The 16,557-nt window shown below is 74.0% G+C and carries 15 protein-coding genes; 7 read left to right on the top strand and 8 right to left on the bottom strand.

Annotation, left to right across the window (positions count from 1 at the left end; all coding sequences use genetic code 11):
- Positions 1-92: 92 nt before the first annotated feature.
- The 4 genes from argG to ABZ318_RS14200 all read left to right on the top strand — a co-directional run bounded on the left by argG (position 93) and on the right by ABZ318_RS14200 (position 5,138).
- Positions 93-1,547, top strand: a complete 1,455-nt coding sequence (gene argG, locus ABZ318_RS14215; protein WP_356902742.1) for an argininosuccinate synthase — start codon at positions 93-95, stop codon at positions 1,545-1,547.
- A gap of 163 nt (positions 1,548-1,710) precedes the next feature.
- Complete coding sequence (locus ABZ318_RS14210; protein ID WP_356902741.1) at positions 1,711-2,733, top strand: sigma factor-like helix-turn-helix DNA-binding protein; 1,023 nt, start codon at positions 1,711-1,713, stop codon at positions 2,731-2,733.
- 142 nt (positions 2,734-2,875) lie between these two features.
- Positions 2,876-4,474, top strand: coding sequence for an ABC-F family ATP-binding cassette domain-containing protein (locus ABZ318_RS14205; protein WP_356902740.1), 1,599 nt, complete (start codon positions 2,876-2,878; stop codon positions 4,472-4,474).
- 259 nt (positions 4,475-4,733) lie between these two features.
- Positions 4,734-5,138, top strand: coding sequence for a VOC family protein (locus tag ABZ318_RS14200; RefSeq protein WP_356902739.1), 405 nt, complete (start codon positions 4,734-4,736; stop codon positions 5,136-5,138).
- A 1-nt stretch (position 5,139) separates the two neighbouring features.
- On the opposite strand, the gene ABZ318_RS14195 is transcribed toward ABZ318_RS14200, so the two are convergent.
- From ABZ318_RS14195 to ABZ318_RS14180, 4 genes are all read right to left on the bottom strand, one after another.
- Positions 5,140-6,303: a methyltransferase gene (locus ABZ318_RS14195; RefSeq protein ID WP_356902738.1), complete on the bottom strand. Its 1,164-nt coding sequence runs from the start codon at positions 6,301-6,303 to the stop codon at positions 5,140-5,142.
- Positions 6,304-6,402: 99 nt separating this feature from the next.
- Complete coding sequence (locus tag ABZ318_RS14190) at positions 6,403-6,978, bottom strand: histidine phosphatase family protein (RefSeq protein ID WP_030691956.1); 576 nt, start codon at positions 6,976-6,978, stop codon at positions 6,403-6,405.
- A gap of 69 nt (positions 6,979-7,047) precedes the next feature.
- Positions 7,048-7,509, bottom strand: coding sequence for a GNAT family N-acetyltransferase (locus ABZ318_RS14185; protein ID WP_356902737.1), 462 nt, complete (start codon positions 7,507-7,509; stop codon positions 7,048-7,050).
- A 104-nt stretch (positions 7,510-7,613) separates the two neighbouring features.
- Positions 7,614-9,050, bottom strand: coding sequence for a PLP-dependent aminotransferase family protein (locus ABZ318_RS14180; RefSeq protein ID WP_356902736.1), 1,437 nt, complete (start codon positions 9,048-9,050; stop codon positions 7,614-7,616).
- Between ABZ318_RS14180 and ABZ318_RS14175 the strand changes: the two genes are divergently transcribed.
- Together ABZ318_RS14175 and ABZ318_RS14170 are read left to right on the top strand one after the other, a co-directional pair.
- The gene (locus tag ABZ318_RS14175) at positions 9,049-10,050 is read left to right on the top strand and encodes a DMT family transporter (RefSeq protein ID WP_356902735.1); all 1,002 of its coding nucleotides are present in this window, start codon (positions 9,049-9,051) and stop codon (positions 10,048-10,050) included. The two genes, ABZ318_RS14180 and ABZ318_RS14175, sit on opposite strands and share 2 nt — an antisense overlap.
- Positions 10,051-10,143: 93 nt before the next feature.
- Positions 10,144-10,347 (top strand): DUF1918 domain-containing protein, encoded by a 204-nt coding sequence (locus ABZ318_RS14170; RefSeq protein WP_356902734.1) that lies wholly within the window; start codon positions 10,144-10,146, stop codon positions 10,345-10,347.
- A 4-nt stretch (positions 10,348-10,351) separates the two neighbouring features.
- Here ABZ318_RS14170 and ABZ318_RS14165 read toward each other — a convergent pair whose 3' ends face one another.
- Entirely contained in the window at positions 10,352-11,545 is a 1,194-nt protein-coding gene (locus ABZ318_RS14165; protein ID WP_356902780.1) for a family 10 glycosylhydrolase, read from the bottom strand.
- 305 nt (positions 11,546-11,850) lie between these two features.
- Between ABZ318_RS14165 and ABZ318_RS14160 the strand changes: the two genes are divergently transcribed.
- On the top strand, positions 11,851-12,711 hold the full coding sequence (locus ABZ318_RS14160; RefSeq protein ID WP_030691950.1) for a 3-hydroxybutyryl-CoA dehydrogenase: 861 nt from the start codon (positions 11,851-11,853) through the stop codon (positions 12,709-12,711).
- A gap of 116 nt (positions 12,712-12,827) precedes the next feature.
- Here the strand turns inward: ABZ318_RS14160 and ABZ318_RS14155 are convergent, their stop codons facing one another.
- The 3 genes from ABZ318_RS14155 to ABZ318_RS14145 form a co-directional block, all read right to left on the bottom strand.
- Positions 12,828-13,358, bottom strand: coding sequence for an NUDIX hydrolase (locus ABZ318_RS14155; protein ID WP_356902733.1), 531 nt, complete (start codon positions 13,356-13,358; stop codon positions 12,828-12,830).
- Between the two features lie 62 nt (positions 13,359-13,420).
- Positions 13,421-14,761, bottom strand: a complete 1,341-nt coding sequence (locus ABZ318_RS14150; RefSeq protein WP_356902779.1) for a transcriptional regulator — start codon at positions 14,759-14,761, stop codon at positions 13,421-13,423.
- Positions 14,762-15,080: 319 nt separating this feature from the next.
- Positions 15,081-16,148, bottom strand: coding sequence for a PP2C family protein-serine/threonine phosphatase (locus ABZ318_RS14145; RefSeq protein ID WP_356902778.1), 1,068 nt, complete (start codon positions 16,146-16,148; stop codon positions 15,081-15,083).
- Positions 16,149-16,557: the final 409 nt, after the last annotated feature.

The following is a 16,557-nucleotide window of genomic DNA, read 5'->3' as shown; positions in this document are numbered from 1 at the left end:
CGAAGGGGGTGCGGGCACCTGCCGGAGGAGGCGCGGGCACCTCTGCGAGCCACCCCTTTGCATGACCATGCGCGATGATGCATACTCTTCCCATGTCCAAGGTCCTCACCTCCCTGCCCGCCGGCGAGCGCGTCGGCATCGCCTTCTCCGGCGGCCTCGACACGTCCGTCGCCGTCGCATGGATGCGCGACAAGGGCGCCATCCCGTGCACCTACACCGCCGACATCGGCCAGTACGACGAGCCCGACATCGCCTCGGTGCCCGGCCGCGCGAAGACCTACGGTGCCGAGATCGCGCGCCTGGTCGACTGCCGCGCCGCGCTGGTCGAGGAAGGCCTTGCCGCGCTCACCTGCGGCGCGTTCCACATCCGCTCGGGCGGCCGCGCCTACTTCAACACCACGCCGCTCGGCCGCGCCGTCACCGGCACCCTCCTGGTCCGGGCGATGCTCGAGGACGACGTCCAGATCTGGGGCGACGGCTCGACCTTCAAGGGCAACGACATCGAGCGGTTCTACCGCTACGGCCTGCTCGCCAACCCGCACCTGCGGATCTACAAGCCCTGGCTGGACGCGGACTTCGTGACCGAGCTCGGCGGCCGCAAGGAGATGTCGGAGTGGCTGCTCGCCCATGACCTGCCCTACCGGGACAGCACCGAGAAGGCGTACTCCACCGACGCCAACATCTGGGGCGCCACCCACGAGGCCAAGACCCTGGAGCACCTGGACACGGGCGTCGAGACCGTCGACCCGATCATGGGCGTGAAGTTCTGGGACCCCTCGGTCGAGATCGCCACCGAGGACGTCACCATCGGCTTCGAGCAGGGCCGCCCGGTGTCGATCAACGGCAAGGAGTTCCACTCCGCCGTCGACCTGGTGATGGAGGCGAACGCCATCGGCGGCCGCCACGGCATGGGCATGTCCGACCAGATCGAGAACCGGATCATCGAGGCCAAGAGCCGCGGCATCTACGAGGCCCCCGGCATGGCCCTGCTGCACGCCGCGTACGAGCGCCTGGTCAACGCGATCCACAACGAGGACACCCTCGCCCAGTACCACAACGAGGGCCGCCGCCTCGGCCGGCTCATGTACGAGGGCCGGTGGCTGGACCCGCAGGCCCTCATGGTCCGCGAGTCCCTCCAGCGCTGGGTCGGCGCGGCCGTCACCGGCGAGGTGACGCTGCGGCTGCGGCGCGGCGAGGACTACTCGATCCTCGACACCACGGGCCCGGCCTTCAGCTACCACCCGGACAAGCTGTCCATGGAGCGCACCGAGGACTCGGCCTTCGGCCCGGTGGACCGGATCGGCCAGCTCACCATGCGCAACCTCGACATCGCCGACTCCCGCGCCAAGCTGGAGCAGTACGCCGGCCTCGGCCTGATCGGCACCGGCAGCCCCGCCATCGGCGCCGCCCAGGCGGCCGCGACCGGGCTGATCGGCACCATGACGCAGATGCCCGAGGGCGGCGCCGAGGCCATCGCCTCCCGCGGCGAGGTCTCCGGCGACGAGGAGATGCTGGACCGGGCCGCGATGGAGTTCGGCACGGACTGACGCACGGCACCACCCTTCCGGAAGGCCGGTTCGACACCTCCGTGTCGGGCCGGCCTTTCCGCTGCTCTGGTGCCGGTCCCGCGAGCTCCGGGGACGGTCGCTGTCACACCCCGGCGGGTCCTCGCGTCAACGCGGTGACGGAACCGACGAGGAGTGAGGCGCCATGCACGACGACACGTTTCTGACCGCCCTGGCCGGGCGGTTCGACGCCCACGAGGAACATCTGCGGGCCGTCGCGCTGCGGATCACGGGCTCCCCGGCGGAGGCCGAGGCGGCGCTCGCGGCGGCGCGGGCGGACCTCGGGCGGGACGACGGTGCGACGGTACGCGCCTGGCTGACGGCGGCCGTGGGCCAGGCGTGCGTGCGGGGCCTCCAGGAGCGGGGAGCAGAGGGGCGGCGGTTCGGAGAGCCTGACGGGGGCGGGCGGGTGCCTGACGGGGGCGGGCGGGTGCCGCGGGCCGGGGGCGGGAGCGGGGGCGGTTGGGTGCCGCGGGCCGGGGAGGCGGACGGAGACGGGCGGGCGTCATGGGCCGGGGACGGGGACGGACGGGTGCCGCGGGCCGAGGACGGGGGCGGGCGGGTGCCGCGGGCCGGGGAGGCGGGTGCCGGGGGCGGTGGGGACTCGCGCCGCGGCGTCGACTCCCTGTGGCTGGCGTTGCTCGTGATGCTGGAGAGGCTCGGGGGTGACGAGCGGCTCGCCTATGTCCTGCACGATGTGTTCGGGCTGCCCCCGTACGAGACCGCGCGGATCATCGGCGACTCCCCGGACGCGGCGGCGCGGCTGGCCCGGCGGGCGCGGGAACGGCTCCGGGGCGGCGGGACGGACCGTACCGAGGGCGAGCGGGGACGACAGCGCGCGGTGGTGGACCGGTTCCTGGCGGCCGCACGCGCGCGTGACGCCCGTGCGCTGGTGGCCGTCCTCGACCCGGACGTCGTGGCGTACTCCGAAGACGGGCCGGTGCACGGGGTCGCCGCGGTCGCCGAGACGGCCGCCGCCTTCGCGAGGTGCGCGGACGTGTCCCGGCCCGCGCTGGTCGACGGAGCCGTCGGCGCGGTCGGGTTCGCCGCCGGCCGGCCGGTCTCGGCGGTCGGTGCCACCCTCCGCCGAGGTCGCATCGTCACCCTCTCCCTGACCAGCGGTGAGGACCGGGTGCGCGCCCTCGACCTGGCCTTTCCCGATAGCTGAAGCACGGGCCGGGAGGAATTCCGGTGCGCTCGAAGGGCCGGCTCCGTTAGCCTCGATGGCATGTCGACGCCCCGAATCTCCTAGCTGAGGACCCGCACTCACGCCACCCGTGTGTCCTCAACTCCCTTCGGAGCGTTACCCCATGATCACCGTTCGTGGTGCCGACGTGCGCGTCGGCGCCCGGCTCCTGCTGTCCGGCGTCTCCTTCCACGTCGCCCCCGGCGACCGGATCGGTCTCGTCGGCCGCAACGGCGCCGGCAAGACCACCCTCCTCGACACCCTGGCCGGGCTGCGCGCCCCGGCCGCCGGCACCGTCACCCGTACCGGCTCCGTCGGCCATCTCGCGCAGGATTCGCGGGCCGCCGACCCCGCCGTGACCGTCACCGACCGGATCCTCTCCGCACGCGGCCTCGACCGGGCGGCCCGGCGGCTCGCCGAGGCCGCCCGCCGGCTCGGCGAGGCGCCCGACGCGCGGGCGCTCGCCGCGTACGACGCCGCCGAGACCGCCTTCGAGGCGGGCGGCGGATACGCGGCGGAGGCGGAGGCCGCCCGGGTCGCCGCCGGCCTCGGCCTGCCCCACGCGCTCATGGACCGGCCCGTCGGCCGGCTGTCCGGCGGACAGAAGCGCCGGGTCGAGCTGGCCAGGATCCTCTTCGCCGGTCACGGCCGGGACGGCACGCTGCTGCTCGACGAGCCGACCAACCACCTGGACTCCGACTCGATCGGCTGGCTGCGCGGCCACCTCGCCGCCCACCGGGGCGGGCTCGTGCTGATCAGCCACGACGTGCGGCTCCTCGCCGACACCGTCAACCGGGTCTTCCACCTCGACCCGCAGCGCGCCTCGCTGGACGTCCACAACACCGGCTGGGACGCGTACCTCGCCCAGCGGGACGCCGACGAGCGGCGCCGGGTGCGCGAGCGCGCCAACGCCGAGCGGAAGGCGGCCGCCCTGCACGCGCAGGCGGACCGCATGAAGTCCCGGGTGGCGACGGCGACGACCGCCCGCAGCATGGCGCGCCGGGCCGACCGGATGCTCGCCGGGCTCGACCCGGCACGGCAGGCCGAGCGGGTCGCCCGCATCCGACTGCCCGAGCCCGCCCCCTGCGGCCGGACGCCGCTGGGCGCCGTGTCGCTCACCAAGGCGTACGGGGAGCGGCCGGTGCTCGACGGGGTGGACCTGGCCGTGGACCGGGGCAGCCGGCTGGTCGTCCTCGGGCTCAACGGGGCCGGCAAGACGACCCTGCTGCGGCTCCTCGCCGGGCGGGAGGCCCCCGACGCGGGGCGGGTGGTGCGCGGGCACGGGCTGCGGCTCGGCTACTTCGCCCAGGAGCACGAGACGCTGGACCCGGAGCGCACGGTCCGGGAGAACCTGGCGGCGGCTGCCCCCCATCTGACGGACGGTGAGGTACGGGCGGTGCTCGGCGCGTTCCTGTTCCGGGGCGACGACGCCGACAAGCCGGCCGGGGTGCTCTCCGGCGGCGAGAAGACCCGGCTCGCGCTGGCCGCCCTGGTGCATTCCGGCGCGAACGTGCTGCTCCTCGACGAGCCCACCAACAACCTGGACCCGGCGTCGCGCGACGAGGTCCTGGCGGCCGTGGGCACCTACCCGGGCGCGATCGTGATGGTCACGCACGACGAGGGCGCGATCGACGCGCTGCGCCCGGAACGGGTCCTGCTGCTGCCGGACGCGGACGAGGACCTGTGGAGCGCGGAGTACAGGGAGCTGGTGGCCTTGGCGTAGGACTCGCCGGGGCGCCTTGGCCCGGGGGCTCGCCCGGGCGCCGGGAGGCCGCGCTCGGGGGCTTGCCCGGGCGCCGGGAGGCCGCGCTCGGGGCGGGTGCGCGGCCGGATCTCGCGGTGGGCGGCCACGGGGCGCTCCAGGAGGAGGGTCGGACAGGTCGGCGGGCCGTAAACCCTGACCCGCGCGTCAGGGTCAAGTCCGTGGCGGGAGAGGGGGATCCCTGAGGGCCGCCGCCGTCCGGGCGTCCTAGCCTGGAGGCATGATCATCGATGCGCAGACACAGGTACGGATCGCCCGCCCGTCGCGGGATCTCGCCGCCGCCGAGCGGTTCTACGTCGACGGGCTCGGCCTCGAGGTGCAGTGGCGGAGCAAGGAGCGGGTGCCCGGGAAGCACGATCTGCTCATGGTCGGGCCCCCGGACGGGAGCTGGCACTTCGAGCTGACCCTTGATCCCGAGCACCCGCTGGAGCCCACCCCGACCGTCGAGGACCTGTTCGTCGTCTATCTCGGCGCGCCCGTCGAGGAGGAGCAGGTGGAGCGGTTGCTCGCCGCCGGCGGGACGCGGGTGTCCGCGCACAACCCGTACTGGGACGAGCACGGCGTCACCGTCGCCGACCCCGACGGATACCGGCTCGTCCTGTGCTCGCGGAGCTGGACCAGATGAACTAGGAGGTGCGCACGGCGCGCAGGACCACGAACTTCCGGTCGCTGGCGACGAGTTCGCTGTTGCCGAAGATCCGGCGGAGCGTGACGTGGTAGCCGAGGTGCCGGTTGCCGATGACCCACAGTTCGCCGCCGGGCCGCAGCGCGCGCCGCGCGTCCGCGAACATCCGGCGGGCGGTGCGGTCGGTGGTGGCCTGGTGGCTGTGGAAGGGCGGGTTGTTGAGGACGAGGTCCACCGAGCCGGCGGGCAGGGCGGTGAGCCCGTCGCCGACGAGGAACTCGGCCTTGCGGCCGGCGCCCACGTGGGTGCGGAAGTTCTCCTCGGCCGAGGCGACGGCCGGGTAGGACTCGTCGGCGAAGACCAGTTCCGCCTCGGGTTCGTGGAGGGCGATGGCGAGGCCGACGACGCCGTTGCCGCAGCCGAGGTCGGCGACCCGGGCCCGGCCGAGGCCGCCCGGCAGGTTCGCGAGGAAGAAGCGGGTGCCGATGTCGAGGCGGTCGGCGCAGAAGACCCCGGCGTGGTTGGTGACGGTCAGTCCGGGGAGGCCGGGCGCGGGGGTGTCGGCGGGGAGGTCGTAGCGGTACGGCCAGGGGTTCGGCCCGGGCGCGGCGGCCGGGTCGGGGGTGGTGTGGATCAGCCGGGCCTTCTTCACCGCGAGCGAGGTGCGGGTGGGGCCGAGGATCCGCTCGAAGAGCTTGAGCGTGGAGGTGTGGATGTCCTTGACCATGCCCGTGCCGACGATCACGGTGTCCTCGTGCACGGCGGGTGCGAGCCGGTGCAGCTGGTCCTCCAGGAGCGCGAGGCTCTTGGGGACCCGGACGAGGAGCACGTCGACCCGCTCGGGCGGCGGGTCCTGGGTGGTGAGCAGCCGGACGGCGTCCGGGGCGGCTCCGGCGCGCGCGAGGTTGGCCCGGGTCGCCTGCCCGCCGAGGTACGAGTCGGAGATCTGGACGAGTTCGCGGGGTCCCGCGGCCTGCAGTGCGGTGACGAGGGCTCCCCAGCGGTCGCCGAGGACGGCGACGGTGCCGGAGAGGTCGGTCCCGGTCTCGGCGAGGTGTCCGAGGAGGTATTCGTCGGACGCGTCCCAGGCGCGCAGCTGGTCGCGTGGGTCCTCGGGGAAACGGGTCAGCGTGAAGGCGCCCCATGACGTGCTCAAACGGTTCATCGTGCTCTCAGGCTAGCCGGTCGGGGCCGCCGGTTCTCGCGGTCAGGGCCTGTCTTTCGGATCAGGCCCCGCGCCCCGGCCTGATCCGAAAGGCAGGCTCTAGCACGGGGCGGTGGCGAGGTGGAGGTGCCAGAGGCCGGGGCGGCCGGTGAGGGTGACGGTGGAGAGGGGGCGGACGTCCACGTTCCAGTAGGTGGCGGGCGGGGCCTTGAGGGCGTACACGAGGGCGGCCCGTACGACGGAGGGCTCGGCGACGGCGACGATGGAGCCGTCCTCGGCGGGGCGGGTGTCGAGCCAGTTCCCTATGCGGGTGATGAAGGCGAGGAGCGGTTCGCCGCCGTGTGGGGCCGTGCGGGCGTCGGTGAGCCAGGCGTCGACGGCGGCCGGTTCGAGGGCGGCGACCTCGGCGAGGGTCAGGCCGCGCCAGCGGCCCATGTCGCAGTCCCGGAGCGCGGGCTGGGCGAGGGGTGCGTAGCCGAGGGCGGTTCCGGTGGCGCGGCTGCGGGGGGTCGGGGAGCAGTAGCGCAGTTCGGCCGCGCCGAGCGGGATGAGCGCGGGCGCGGCCTGCTGCACCTCGTACCAGCCGGCCTCGTCGAGCGGCCGGTCGTCGTCGAAGCGTTCGGCGAGCAGGGAGGAGCTGCGTGCCGCCGTGACGAGCGTCACCCGAAGACTCATGGCCGCGATCGTGAGGCCGGTGGCCCCGCTGGTCAAGGGGTTGTCCGCGGGGACCGGAGGGGGTCGGGCTCACTGCTGCCCGAGAGCCATCCACTTGTCCGGATTCTGCAGTGGCGTGAAACCGACCTTCTCGTACACGCCGTGCGCGTCGGCGGTGGCGAGCATGATGCGGCGCAGTCCGTAGGGGGCGAGGTGGTCGCGGACGGCGGTGACGAGCGCGGTGCCGAGGCCGGTGCCGCGGGCCGGGCGGTCGACGTAGACGTCGCAGAGCCAGGCGAAGGTGGCGTAGTCGGTGACGACGCGCGCGTAGGCGCTCATCTCGCCGGTCTCCCGGTGGTAGGCGCCGAGGTTCAGCGAGCCCGCGATGGCGCTGTCCTGCTTCTCCCGAGGTCGGCCGAGCGCCCAGTAGGCGTCGGTGGAGAGCCAGTGGTGGACGCGGGCCGCGTCGATCCGGGCGGGGTCGGCCGAGATCTCGTACGACCCGTGCATGACGGGAGTGCCGGGAGTGTCGGGGGTGGTGCTGTCGCTCATGGGTGAAGGCTTCCAGGGGGCGCTGGAGCTTGTCAGGCGAATTTGCCCCGGGCCAGGGACGGGAGGGCGGGCCGCGCCGAGGTCCGGCGCGGCCCGCCCCGGGGTCAGCCGGTGAGCTCGTCGACCGCTGTCCGCAGGCGGCGCACGCCCTCGACGATCTCCGTGGGGCCCGCGACACCCGCGAAACTCAGCCGGATGTGGCCGGCGGGGGGTTCGGCGCAGAAGTAGGGGCGTCCGGGGGCGGTGGTGACCCCGGCACGCAGTCCGGCGGCGAGGAGGGAGGACTCGGGGAGGGTGTCGGGGAGGCGCAGCCAGAGCTGGTAGCCGCCGGAGGGGATGTACGGAAGGGCGAGTTCGGGGAGGTGGAGGGCGAGGGCGCCGGTCATGATCTCCCGGCGGTTCCTGAGCTCCTGGGCGACGGCGCGGAGGTGGCGGGGCCAGGCCGGGGAGCCGACGAGTTCGAGCGCGGCCTCCTGGAGGGGGCGGGGGACGAAGAAGCTGTCGACGACCTGGATGGCGCGCAGGCGTTCGAGGACGGGTCCGCGGGCGGCGAGGGCGCCGACGCGGAGGCTCGCCGAGGTGATCTTGGTGAGGGAGCGGACGTGGACGACGACGCCGTCGGGGTCCTCGGCGGCGAGGGGTGCGGGGAGCGGTGCGGCGTCCTCGTGGACGAGGCGGCGGGCGAAGTCGTCCTCGACGACGAAGGCCCCGGCGGCGCGGGCGATGCGGACGACCTCCCGGCGGCGTTCGGGTCGCAGCGTGGTCCCGGTCGGGTTCTGGAAGAGCGGCTGGCAGACGAAGACGCGGGCGCCGGTGGCGCGGAAGGCGGCTTCGAGGAGTTCGGGGCGCACCCCGTCGGCGTCGGTGGGCACGGGGACGGGGCGGAGTCCGGCCGCGCGGGCGACGGCGAGCATGCCGGGGTAGGTGGGCGACTCGACGAGGACGGGGGTGCCGGGCGGGGCGAGGGCGCGCAGGGCGGTGCTGATCGCGGACTGGCCGCCGGCCGTGATGAGGACCTCGGCCGCGGTGACGCTGCCGCCGATCTCCCGGGCGAACCATTCGCGCAGTTCGGGCAGACCGTCGGTGGGCGGTCTGCCCCAGGCGCCGGGGCGGCGGCCGGCCCTGGCGAGGGCGGCGGCGAGGGCGCTCTCGGGCTGGAGGGAGGGGTGGAGGTAGCCGCCGTTGAACTCGATCACGCCGGGCGGGGGCGCGGAGAGGGTGACGAGGACGCCGGAGGCGTCGACGGCCCGGGGGACGAGTTCGGTGGCGTTGTCGGCGCTGAGGGCGACCTCCTGCCAGGAGGTGTCGCCGGCGACGGGGGTGGGGGTGCGCGGCTGCGCGCGGAAGGCTCCGGCGCCGGGGCGGGTGACGACGAGTCCCTCGGCGGCGAGCTGGGCGAGGGCTCGGGTGACGGTGACCGGGGAGACGCGGTAGCGCTCGACGAGCGCCCGACTCGATGGCAGTTTTCCGCCGGGAGAGTAGCGGTTCAGTTCCGCTCTCAGGGATTTCGCCAGCTCCGTGACACTGCTACGCTCATGCATGAGGACACAGAATAGCGCTACTAGCCGGACCACGATAGCGGTCACCGCCACCGGATCCCTCCGGACCGAGCCCGTCGGCGCCGCCTCCGGGACCGGCGCCTCCGACGCCCGCACCGGGTCCGCCGGCAAGGCCGCCGCCGATCCCCGGACCCGTGGCACGCTGCTCGCCGGGCTCGGCGTGATCTCCTTCTCCCTCACCTTCCCGTCGACCGTGTGGGGCCTGGAGAGCTTCGGTCCCTGGTCGCTGGTGGCCGTGCGCTCCACCCTCGCCGCGCTCATCGCCGGCGCCTTCCTCCTCGCGGGCCGGGTGCCGCTGCCCGAGCGGCGCCACTGGGCGGGCCTCGCGGTGGTGGCCTGCGGTGTCGTCATCGGTTTCCCGCTCCTGACGACGCTGGCCCTGCAGACCTCCACCACCTCGCACGCCGCCGTGGTCGTGGGTCTCCTGCCGCTCACCACCGCGACCATCGCCGCCGTGCGGACCGGACGCCGGCCGTCCCGCACCTTCTGGATCGCGGCCGTCTCGGGCGCCGTGGTGGTGCTGGGCTTCACGCTCAAGGAGAGCGGCGGCTCGTTCTCCACGGGCGACCTGTACCTCTTCGGGGCGCTGCTCGTGTGCGCGGCCGGCTACACCGAGGGCGGCCGGCTCGCCGCGCTCATGCCGGGCTGGCAGGTCATCGGCTGGGGCCTGGTCCTCTGCCTGCCGCTGATGGTGGTCGCCTCGGCCGTCACGCTGTCGATCGAGCCGGTCCACCTGAACGCGCACGGCGTCATCGGCCTCGTCTGGGTCGCCGCCGGCTCCACCTTCTTCGGCCTGTACGTCTGGTACCGCGGCATGGCCGCGATCGGCATCCCCAAGGCCAGCCAGCTCCAGCTGGCCCAGCCGCTCCTGACCCTGTTCTGGTCGGTCTTCCTGCTCGGCGAGAGCCTGCCGCTGGCCGCGCCGGTCGCCGCGGTGGCCGTCCTGGTCTGCATCGCGGTCACGCAGCGGGCGAAGAGCTGACGCGACGAATCGGGGCAGAGCGGGTCACAATGGCAGACAGAGGCCCTGCGCACTACAGGGCAGGACCGGCCCGGTCGCGAGGAGGTCAGCCCTATGCAGGCGAGCGTGGGCGACAAGCTGCTGGTACACGGCCGGACCGTCGGTCACCACGACCGCACGGCCCAGGTCCTGCAGGTACTGGGGGAGAACGGCACTCCCCCGTACCGCGTGAAGTTCGACGACGACGGTCACGAGGCGCTGATGTCCCCGGGCCCCGACACCGTCGTGCGTCCCCACCCGGAGGCGGGGACGGGCTGAGTCCCTATTTCGGCGGACGGAATTTCGGCGGACGGACCCTGGTCGGGTAGTGATCGGCCACCACGGTGGTCATCGCCCCGATCGGGTCCGCGGCCACCTCCTTCGCGGAGAAGTAGCAGTGACCGCCGACCGAGGGATACGTGCCGGCCAGCTCCAGGTGGCGTGAGAGCTCCCCCGGGTCCTGCCAGGCCGCGGGCTGGGCGGGGTCGCCCGCCTTGTAGAGCGCCTCGCCGACGTAGAGCCCGACGCCGGTGTCCCGGACCACCGCGTCCCACCAGGGCAGCAGCTTGGCGTAGTCGGCGGCGGGCAGTCCGATGTTCCAGTAGAGCTGCGGCATCACGTAGTCGATCCAGCCCTCGCGGATCCACTTCCGGGTGTCGGCGTACAGGTCGTCGTACGTCTGGACGCCGGCGCGGGTGTCCGAGCCCTCCGGGTCGGTGGCGATGTTCCGCCAGACCCCGAAGGGGCTGATGCCGAAGGCCGTGCGCCTGTCGATCTCCTTGATCCGGGCGGACATCTCCGAGACCAACAGGTCGGTGTTGTTCCGCCGCCAGGAGGCCTTGTCGGGGAAGTCCCCGCCGTACCGCGCGTACGCCTCGTCGTCGGCGAAGACCTGCCCGGCCACCGGGTACGGATAGAAGTAGTCGTCCCAGTGCACGGCGTCGATGTCGTAGCGGCGCGGCGCGTCCAGCATCGCGTCCTGGACGAAGCTCCGGACCTCGGGCAGCCCGGGGTTGTAGTAGAGCTTGCCGCCGTACGGCAGCACCCACTCCGGGTGGAGCCGGGCCGGATGGCCGACGGCGAGCCGGCCCGGGTCCGTGTGGTTCGCCACGCGGTACGGGTTGAACCAGGCGTGCAGTTCGAGCCCCCGTGCGTGGGCCTCGTCGACGGCCGTGCCCAGCGGGTCCCAGTCGGGGTCCCGGCCCTGCGTGCCGGTCAGGCACTGCGCCCACGGCTCGTACGGCGAGGGCCACAGCGCGTCGGCGGTCGGCCGGACCTGGAGGACCACCGTGTTGAGCCGGCGCTCGACCGCCGTGTCCAGGTGGCGGAGGAGTTCGGCGCGCTGCTGCCCGGCGGTCAGTCCGGCGCGGGAGGGCCAGTCGCGGTTGGCGACCGTCGCCAGCCACATGCCGCGGAACTCCCGTCTGCGGTGCGGCTTGCCGCGCGCCGCGGGGGCGGCGTCGGCGGCCGTCGTCACCGCCGTGTCCGTCGCGGGAAGCGCGGAGCCCCCCGTGCCCGTCGTGGGGAGGGCCGCTCCTGTCGTTCCGGTCACGGCCAGCACCGCCCCGGTGGCACCGTTCACGAACCCTCTTCTGCCGAATGGCCGCACTTGTCCCCCTCCTCTGTCGGATACGTCACACCCACCGGGACAGCATGCCCACCCTGGACGATCGATCATCGGTTAATGAGCGGTAACGTCGTGGGGGTAGAGGCGGACGCACCCGGAATCACACGGGCCCCCCGCCGCCGGAGAAGAGCGAAAGGCACGAGGTGACGGACTCCATGGCCGACATTGAGCGCGTCGGAGTGGTGGGCTGCGGCCAGATGGGCGCAGGCATCGCGGAGGTGTGTGCCCGGAGCGGGCTCGAGGTGAAGGTCGCCGAGACCACCGGCGAAGCGCTGGAGATCGGCCGCACGCGGCTCTACAACTCGCTGAACAAGGCCGCCGAACGCGGCAAGATCAGCGAGGAGGAGCGGGACGCGACGCTCGCCCGCCTCAGCTTCACCACCGACCTGGGCGAGTTCGCCGACCGCGACCTCGTCATCGAGGCGGTCGTGGAGAACGAGCAGGTCAAGACCGAGATCTTCCAGGTCCTCGACCAGGTGATGACCCGGCCGGACGCCATCCTGGCCTCGAACACCTCCTCCATCCCGCTGGTGAAGCTGGCCGTGGCGACCTCCCGCCCCGACCACGTCATCGGCATCCACTTCTTCAACCCGGCCCCGGTGCAGAAGCTCGTCGAGCTGATCCCGGCCCTCACCACCTCCGAGGGCACGATCAGCCGGGCCCAGGCCTTCGCGGAGAAGGTGCTCGGCAAGCACGCGATCCGCGCCCAGGACCGCTCCGGCTTCGTGGTGAACGCGCTGCTCGTGCCGTACCTGCTCTCGGCGATCCGGATGTTCGAGTCGGGCATCGCGAGCCGCGAGGACATCGACAACGGCATGGAGTTCGGCTGCGCCCACCCGATGGGCCCGCTGAAGCTCTCCGACCTGATCGGCCTGGACACGATCGCGTCGATCGCCGACTCGATGTACTCCGAGTTCAAGGAGCCGCTGTACGCCGCTCCCCCGCTGCTCCAGCGCATGGTGGACGCCGGCCGGCTGGGCCGGAAGACGGGCTCGGGCTTCTACCCGTACTCCTGAAAGAGGAGCACCCCCAGACCCGGAGTCCGGCGTCCGACCCCTGACGCCGGCGCTCCGGCCGGACGGCCCGTACCCCCGCACAGGTACGGGCCGTCCGGCACATCGTGCTCCGCGTCTCAGCCGAGGCGCAGATGGTGGAGCATCAGCAGCCCGGCGGCCGTGTTGGCGGCCGGGACCTCGCCCCGGGCGATCAGCTCGGGGATCTGCTTCAGCGGTATCCAGGCCCTCCGTGAGGACTCGAAGGCGTCCTCGGGCGGCCCGGTGTAGGTGGCCCGCTCCGCCCAGTAGAGGTGGTGGCGGGCGTCGGTGAGGCCGTTCGAGGGTTCGACGGTGAGGAGATGGCGCAGCGGCCCCGGCCGCCAGCCCGTCTCCTCCTCCATCTCGCGGGCGGCGGCGGACACGAGGTCCTCGCCGTCCTCGACGACGCCTGCGGCCAGTTCCCAGCCCCAGCTGTCGGTGATGAAGCGGTGGCGCCAGAGCATCAGGACTTCGTCGGCCTCGTTGACGGCCGTCGCGACGGCGACCGGGCGGAGCCGGATCAGGTAGTGGTCGAGGTGGCGGCCGTCGGGGAGTTCGACGTCCGCGAGGTTCACTCGGAACCAGCGGTTCTCGTAGACCGAGCGTTCGCTGAGTTTCGTCCACTGCACGTTCTTGCCACCTTCCGATCGGTCGGTGCTTGTTTGGTGGCAATATCGCAGCAGTTGGCGGCTCAGAGGGGAACGCGCAGCGCCCCTTCGATGAGAGCGGCGGCCTCCCGGGCGTCCCCGCAGCCGCTCGCGAGGAGCTGCTCCCGCACCTGCGTCAGCCGGTCCCGCAGCCGCCGCGACTCCATCCCCCGCGCCCGCTCCGTCATCTCCACCGCCGTGCGCGCCGCCGCCTCGGCCTCCCCCTGCCGCAGCTCGATCCGGCACAGCATGGCGAGCCGGTGCACCCGGCCCCGGTCGTGCGAGGGCGTGCCGACCGCCGCCGAGGCGTGCTCATGTGCGGCCTCGAAGTCGCCCAGGCCGAACAGGGCCTCCGCCACCTGGACGTTGACGAACCCCGGCTGGACGTAACCCGTCTCGACCGGCTCCTCCCCCGGGCTGATCCGCTCCGCCGCCGCCTCGGCCCGCCGGATGCAGGCCAACGCCGCGGTCCTGTCGCCCAGCCGCGCGTACGCCTTCGCCTGCATCGCCGTCAGATCGGCGGCGAGCGCCGGGGTGATCTGCCGCCCGGCCGCCCGCAGCGCCGCCTCCGCGAACGCCACGGCCTGCCGGTACTCCCCCGTGAACAGCGACTGGTTGACCAGGAGCGCGATCACGTACGCGCCGAGCCCCCGGTCCCCGCTCGCCTTCGCGAGCCGCAGCGCCTGGTGGAAGTAGCGCTGGGCGAGGCCGTGCGCGTCCGCGTCGTAGGCGCAGATTCCGGCCACCGCGACGAGCCCGCCGGCGGCCCGGTGCAGACGCCGCCCCAGCGCGTCGCCGTACGCGCCCCGGAGCAGCGGCGCGGTCTCGGTGTTGAGGAAGCCGACGATCCGCGCCCGGGTCGCGATGCCGCCGGCCCGGCGGTACATCTGCTCGTAGTGCGACCGGGCGGCGCTCAGGACGGCGATGTCGGCCGCCGAGACCGTCGTCCGGCCCGTACGCGAGACGTCCACGTCCTCCGGCGGGTTCTCCCACTCCCACACCGGCATCACCGCCTGGGTGCCGGTCACCGCCGGAGCGGCCACGATGTGCGGGCGCTGCTGCTCGTCGGAGCGCCACAGCGCGGCCGCCCGCTCCACGAAACCGGACAGCGGCGTCCCGGCGGCCGGCGGCGGACCGCCCGGCACCCCGAGGCCGATGTCGTCCAGGGTCACCTGCCGGTGCAGCCGGGCGGCGAGCACCTCGCAGATCAGGTCCGGCACCTGGCCGCGCGGCCGCTGCCCCTTCAACCAGCGGGCCACGGCGGTGTGTTCGTACCGCAGGGCGAGGCCCCGGGCCCGGCCCGCCCGGTTCACATGGGCGGCCAGGCCGGCGTGGGAGACGCCCGCTTCGTCGAGCAGGGCGTCGAGCAAGGTGTTGGGCTGCATGGCCGCTCCGGTCACTCGCATGGCCGCTCCGCTCGGAGAACTCAGCGTAGCGGTGGCCGAATTCATACGGGCCGAACCGAACGGAAGCCCCTCGTACCGGTGATTTCGCACGGGGTGTGAACGAAGTACCCGTTCTCCCGGCCCGCGTACTCTGCCACGCCCGCCCCGGCCCCGGTTGACTGTGCTTCTCGCCGCAAGGCGACGACCGGGCCGCCGGCTCCCCCTCGTATCAGTGCGGCCGCCCGGTCCACGTCGCCCGCCCCGCTGATCTGCCCGACACTCCGTGGCGGGGCGGGCGGCGCCGGCCCCGCCCCTCCGCTCAGCGGTGGGAGGAGGGGGCGGGCCGGGGCCGGCGCAGCCCGGGTTCGGCGGGCTGCGCCGGCACCCGGACACGGTCGTTGCGCACGACGAGCAGCGCGATGTCGTCGGCGAGCCGGCCGCCCGTGTGGCGCAGCAGCTCCGCGTGGACCCGTCGGACCAGGACGGCCGGCGCCTCGCCCGATACCCCGGCCAGCGCCGCGTCGAGGGCGAAGAACCGGCCCCGCCGGTCACGGGCCTCCTCCGCGCCGTCGGTGTGCAGGACCAGCGTCTCGCCGGGCAGCAGCCGGGCCGCCGTGTACGGCACGATCCCGACGGGCAGCGGCAGCACCCCGAGCGGGGGCAGCGGGTCCCCGACCGCGAGCCGCTCCGCCCGCTTCCCGAGGCGGTACGGGCCGGGGTGACCGCAGTTGAGGACGGCGAGCCGTCCGTCGGAGCGGACCTCCACGAGCAGCAGGGTGACGAACTCCTCCGCCGCCGGATGCTCGGGATCCGCCCCGGCCCGCGCCGGGTGCTCCTCCCGCGCCCGCTCCCGCAGATGGCGCTCCAGGGCCCGCTCCAGACGCCGCAGCACCCCCGCGAGTTCGGGCTCGTCGTGCGCGGCCTCGCGGAAGCTGCCGAGCACCGCGACCACCGCACCGAGCGCGGGCAGCCCGTGGCCCCGGACGTCCCCGATGACGACCCGCACGCCGTAGGGGGTGGCCACCGCCTCGTACAGGTCCCCGCCGACGGACGCGCCCCGGGAGGCGGAGAGCTGCCCGGCGGCCAGCGCGAGCCCGTCGAGACGGGCCGGCAGCGGGCGCAGCAGGACCCGCTGGGTGGCGGCCGCGACGGCCCGGACGCGGGCGAGTTCCCGCGCGAGGCCGTGCCGGACGCCCAGCACCATGCCGAGGCCGACGGTGAGGAAGACGACGCTGGTGGCGATCCGCATGGGCAACCCGGGCTGCCGGGCCAGCGGACAGCCGTACTTCCATGCCACGGCCACGGCGCCCCACGTGGTGGGAAGAGCGAGCGGGGCCAGCCGGCGGAGCCGGGAGCCATCGGCGAGCAACGACCTGGTACGGATCATGCACGGCCCTTCCCGAGCCCCGACAGCGCCCGGAAGCGCTGCGGCACACAGGTCCGCCCCTGCGGCCGCGTCGATTCTGCCGACCGCGCGGGGCGCCATGGAACAGCCCCCGGCGATCTCACCCGAAGGAGTGAGCGCCCCCGCCGCGCCGCCCTTCGCCAGGGCTTCGCCACGCGCACGGACGACCGGAACCGGGGCAGGCGTACGGTTCCCGACACCCGCGAACGGCGGAGAAGCGCCCCGCTGGCGACGGCGGAGGGCCGCCCCGGATGTGACCCCGACACCCGCGAACGGCGGAGGGCCGCCCCGGGGGTCGACCACGGTGTAGCCGGTGCGCTCGTGCCGGATCCCGTCGATCGTGATGCGGTACGCGGCGGGCTTCCAGGCGAGGACCGCCCGGAGGCCGCCG

Origin of the sequence: Streptomyces sp. NPDC006197, assembly GCF_040613865.1 — a bacterium.
GTDB lineage: Bacteria > Actinomycetota > Actinomycetes > Streptomycetales > Streptomycetaceae > Streptomyces.
This window is presented reverse-complemented; position numbering and strand designations above follow the sequence as displayed.

Bases quoted from the DNA above. Each gene is read 5' to 3' on its own strand.
- ABZ318_RS14145 (WP_356902778.1), bottom strand. From the start codon at position 16,148: ATGATCCGTACCAGGTCGTTGCTCGCCGATGGCTCCCGGCTCCGCCGG.
- ABZ318_RS14175 (WP_356902735.1), top strand. From the start codon at position 9,049: ATGAGGACACAGAATAGCGCTACTAGCCGGACCACGATAGCGGTCACC.
- ABZ318_RS14200 (WP_356902739.1), top strand. From the start codon at position 4,734: ATGATCATCGATGCGCAGACACAGGTACGGATCGCCCGCCCGTCGCGG.
- ABZ318_RS14160 (WP_030691950.1), top strand. From the start codon at position 11,851: ATGGCCGACATTGAGCGCGTCGGAGTGGTGGGCTGCGGCCAGATGGGC.
- ABZ318_RS14185 (WP_356902737.1), bottom strand. From the start codon at position 7,509: ATGAGCGACAGCACCACCCCCGACACTCCCGGCACTCCCGTCATGCAC.
- ABZ318_RS14180 (WP_356902736.1), bottom strand. From the start codon at position 9,050: ATGCATGAGCGTAGCAGTGTCACGGAGCTGGCGAAATCCCTGAGAGCG.
- ABZ318_RS14170 (WP_356902734.1), top strand. From the start codon at position 10,144: ATGCAGGCGAGCGTGGGCGACAAGCTGCTGGTACACGGCCGGACCGTC.
- ABZ318_RS14210 (WP_356902741.1), top strand. From the start codon at position 1,711: ATGCACGACGACACGTTTCTGACCGCCCTGGCCGGGCGGTTCGACGCC.
- ABZ318_RS14195 (WP_356902738.1), bottom strand. From the start codon at position 6,303: ATGAACCGTTTGAGCACGTCATGGGGCGCCTTCACGCTGACCCGTTTC.
- ABZ318_RS14190 (WP_030691956.1), bottom strand. From the start codon at position 6,978: ATGAGTCTTCGGGTGACGCTCGTCACGGCGGCACGCAGCTCCTCCCTG.
- ABZ318_RS14150 (WP_356902779.1), bottom strand. From the start codon at position 14,761: ATGCAGCCCAACACCTTGCTCGACGCCCTGCTCGACGAAGCGGGCGTC.
- argG (WP_356902742.1), top strand. From the start codon at position 93: ATGTCCAAGGTCCTCACCTCCCTGCCCGCCGGCGAGCGCGTCGGCATC.
- ABZ318_RS14205 (WP_356902740.1), top strand. From the start codon at position 2,876: ATGATCACCGTTCGTGGTGCCGACGTGCGCGTCGGCGCCCGGCTCCTG.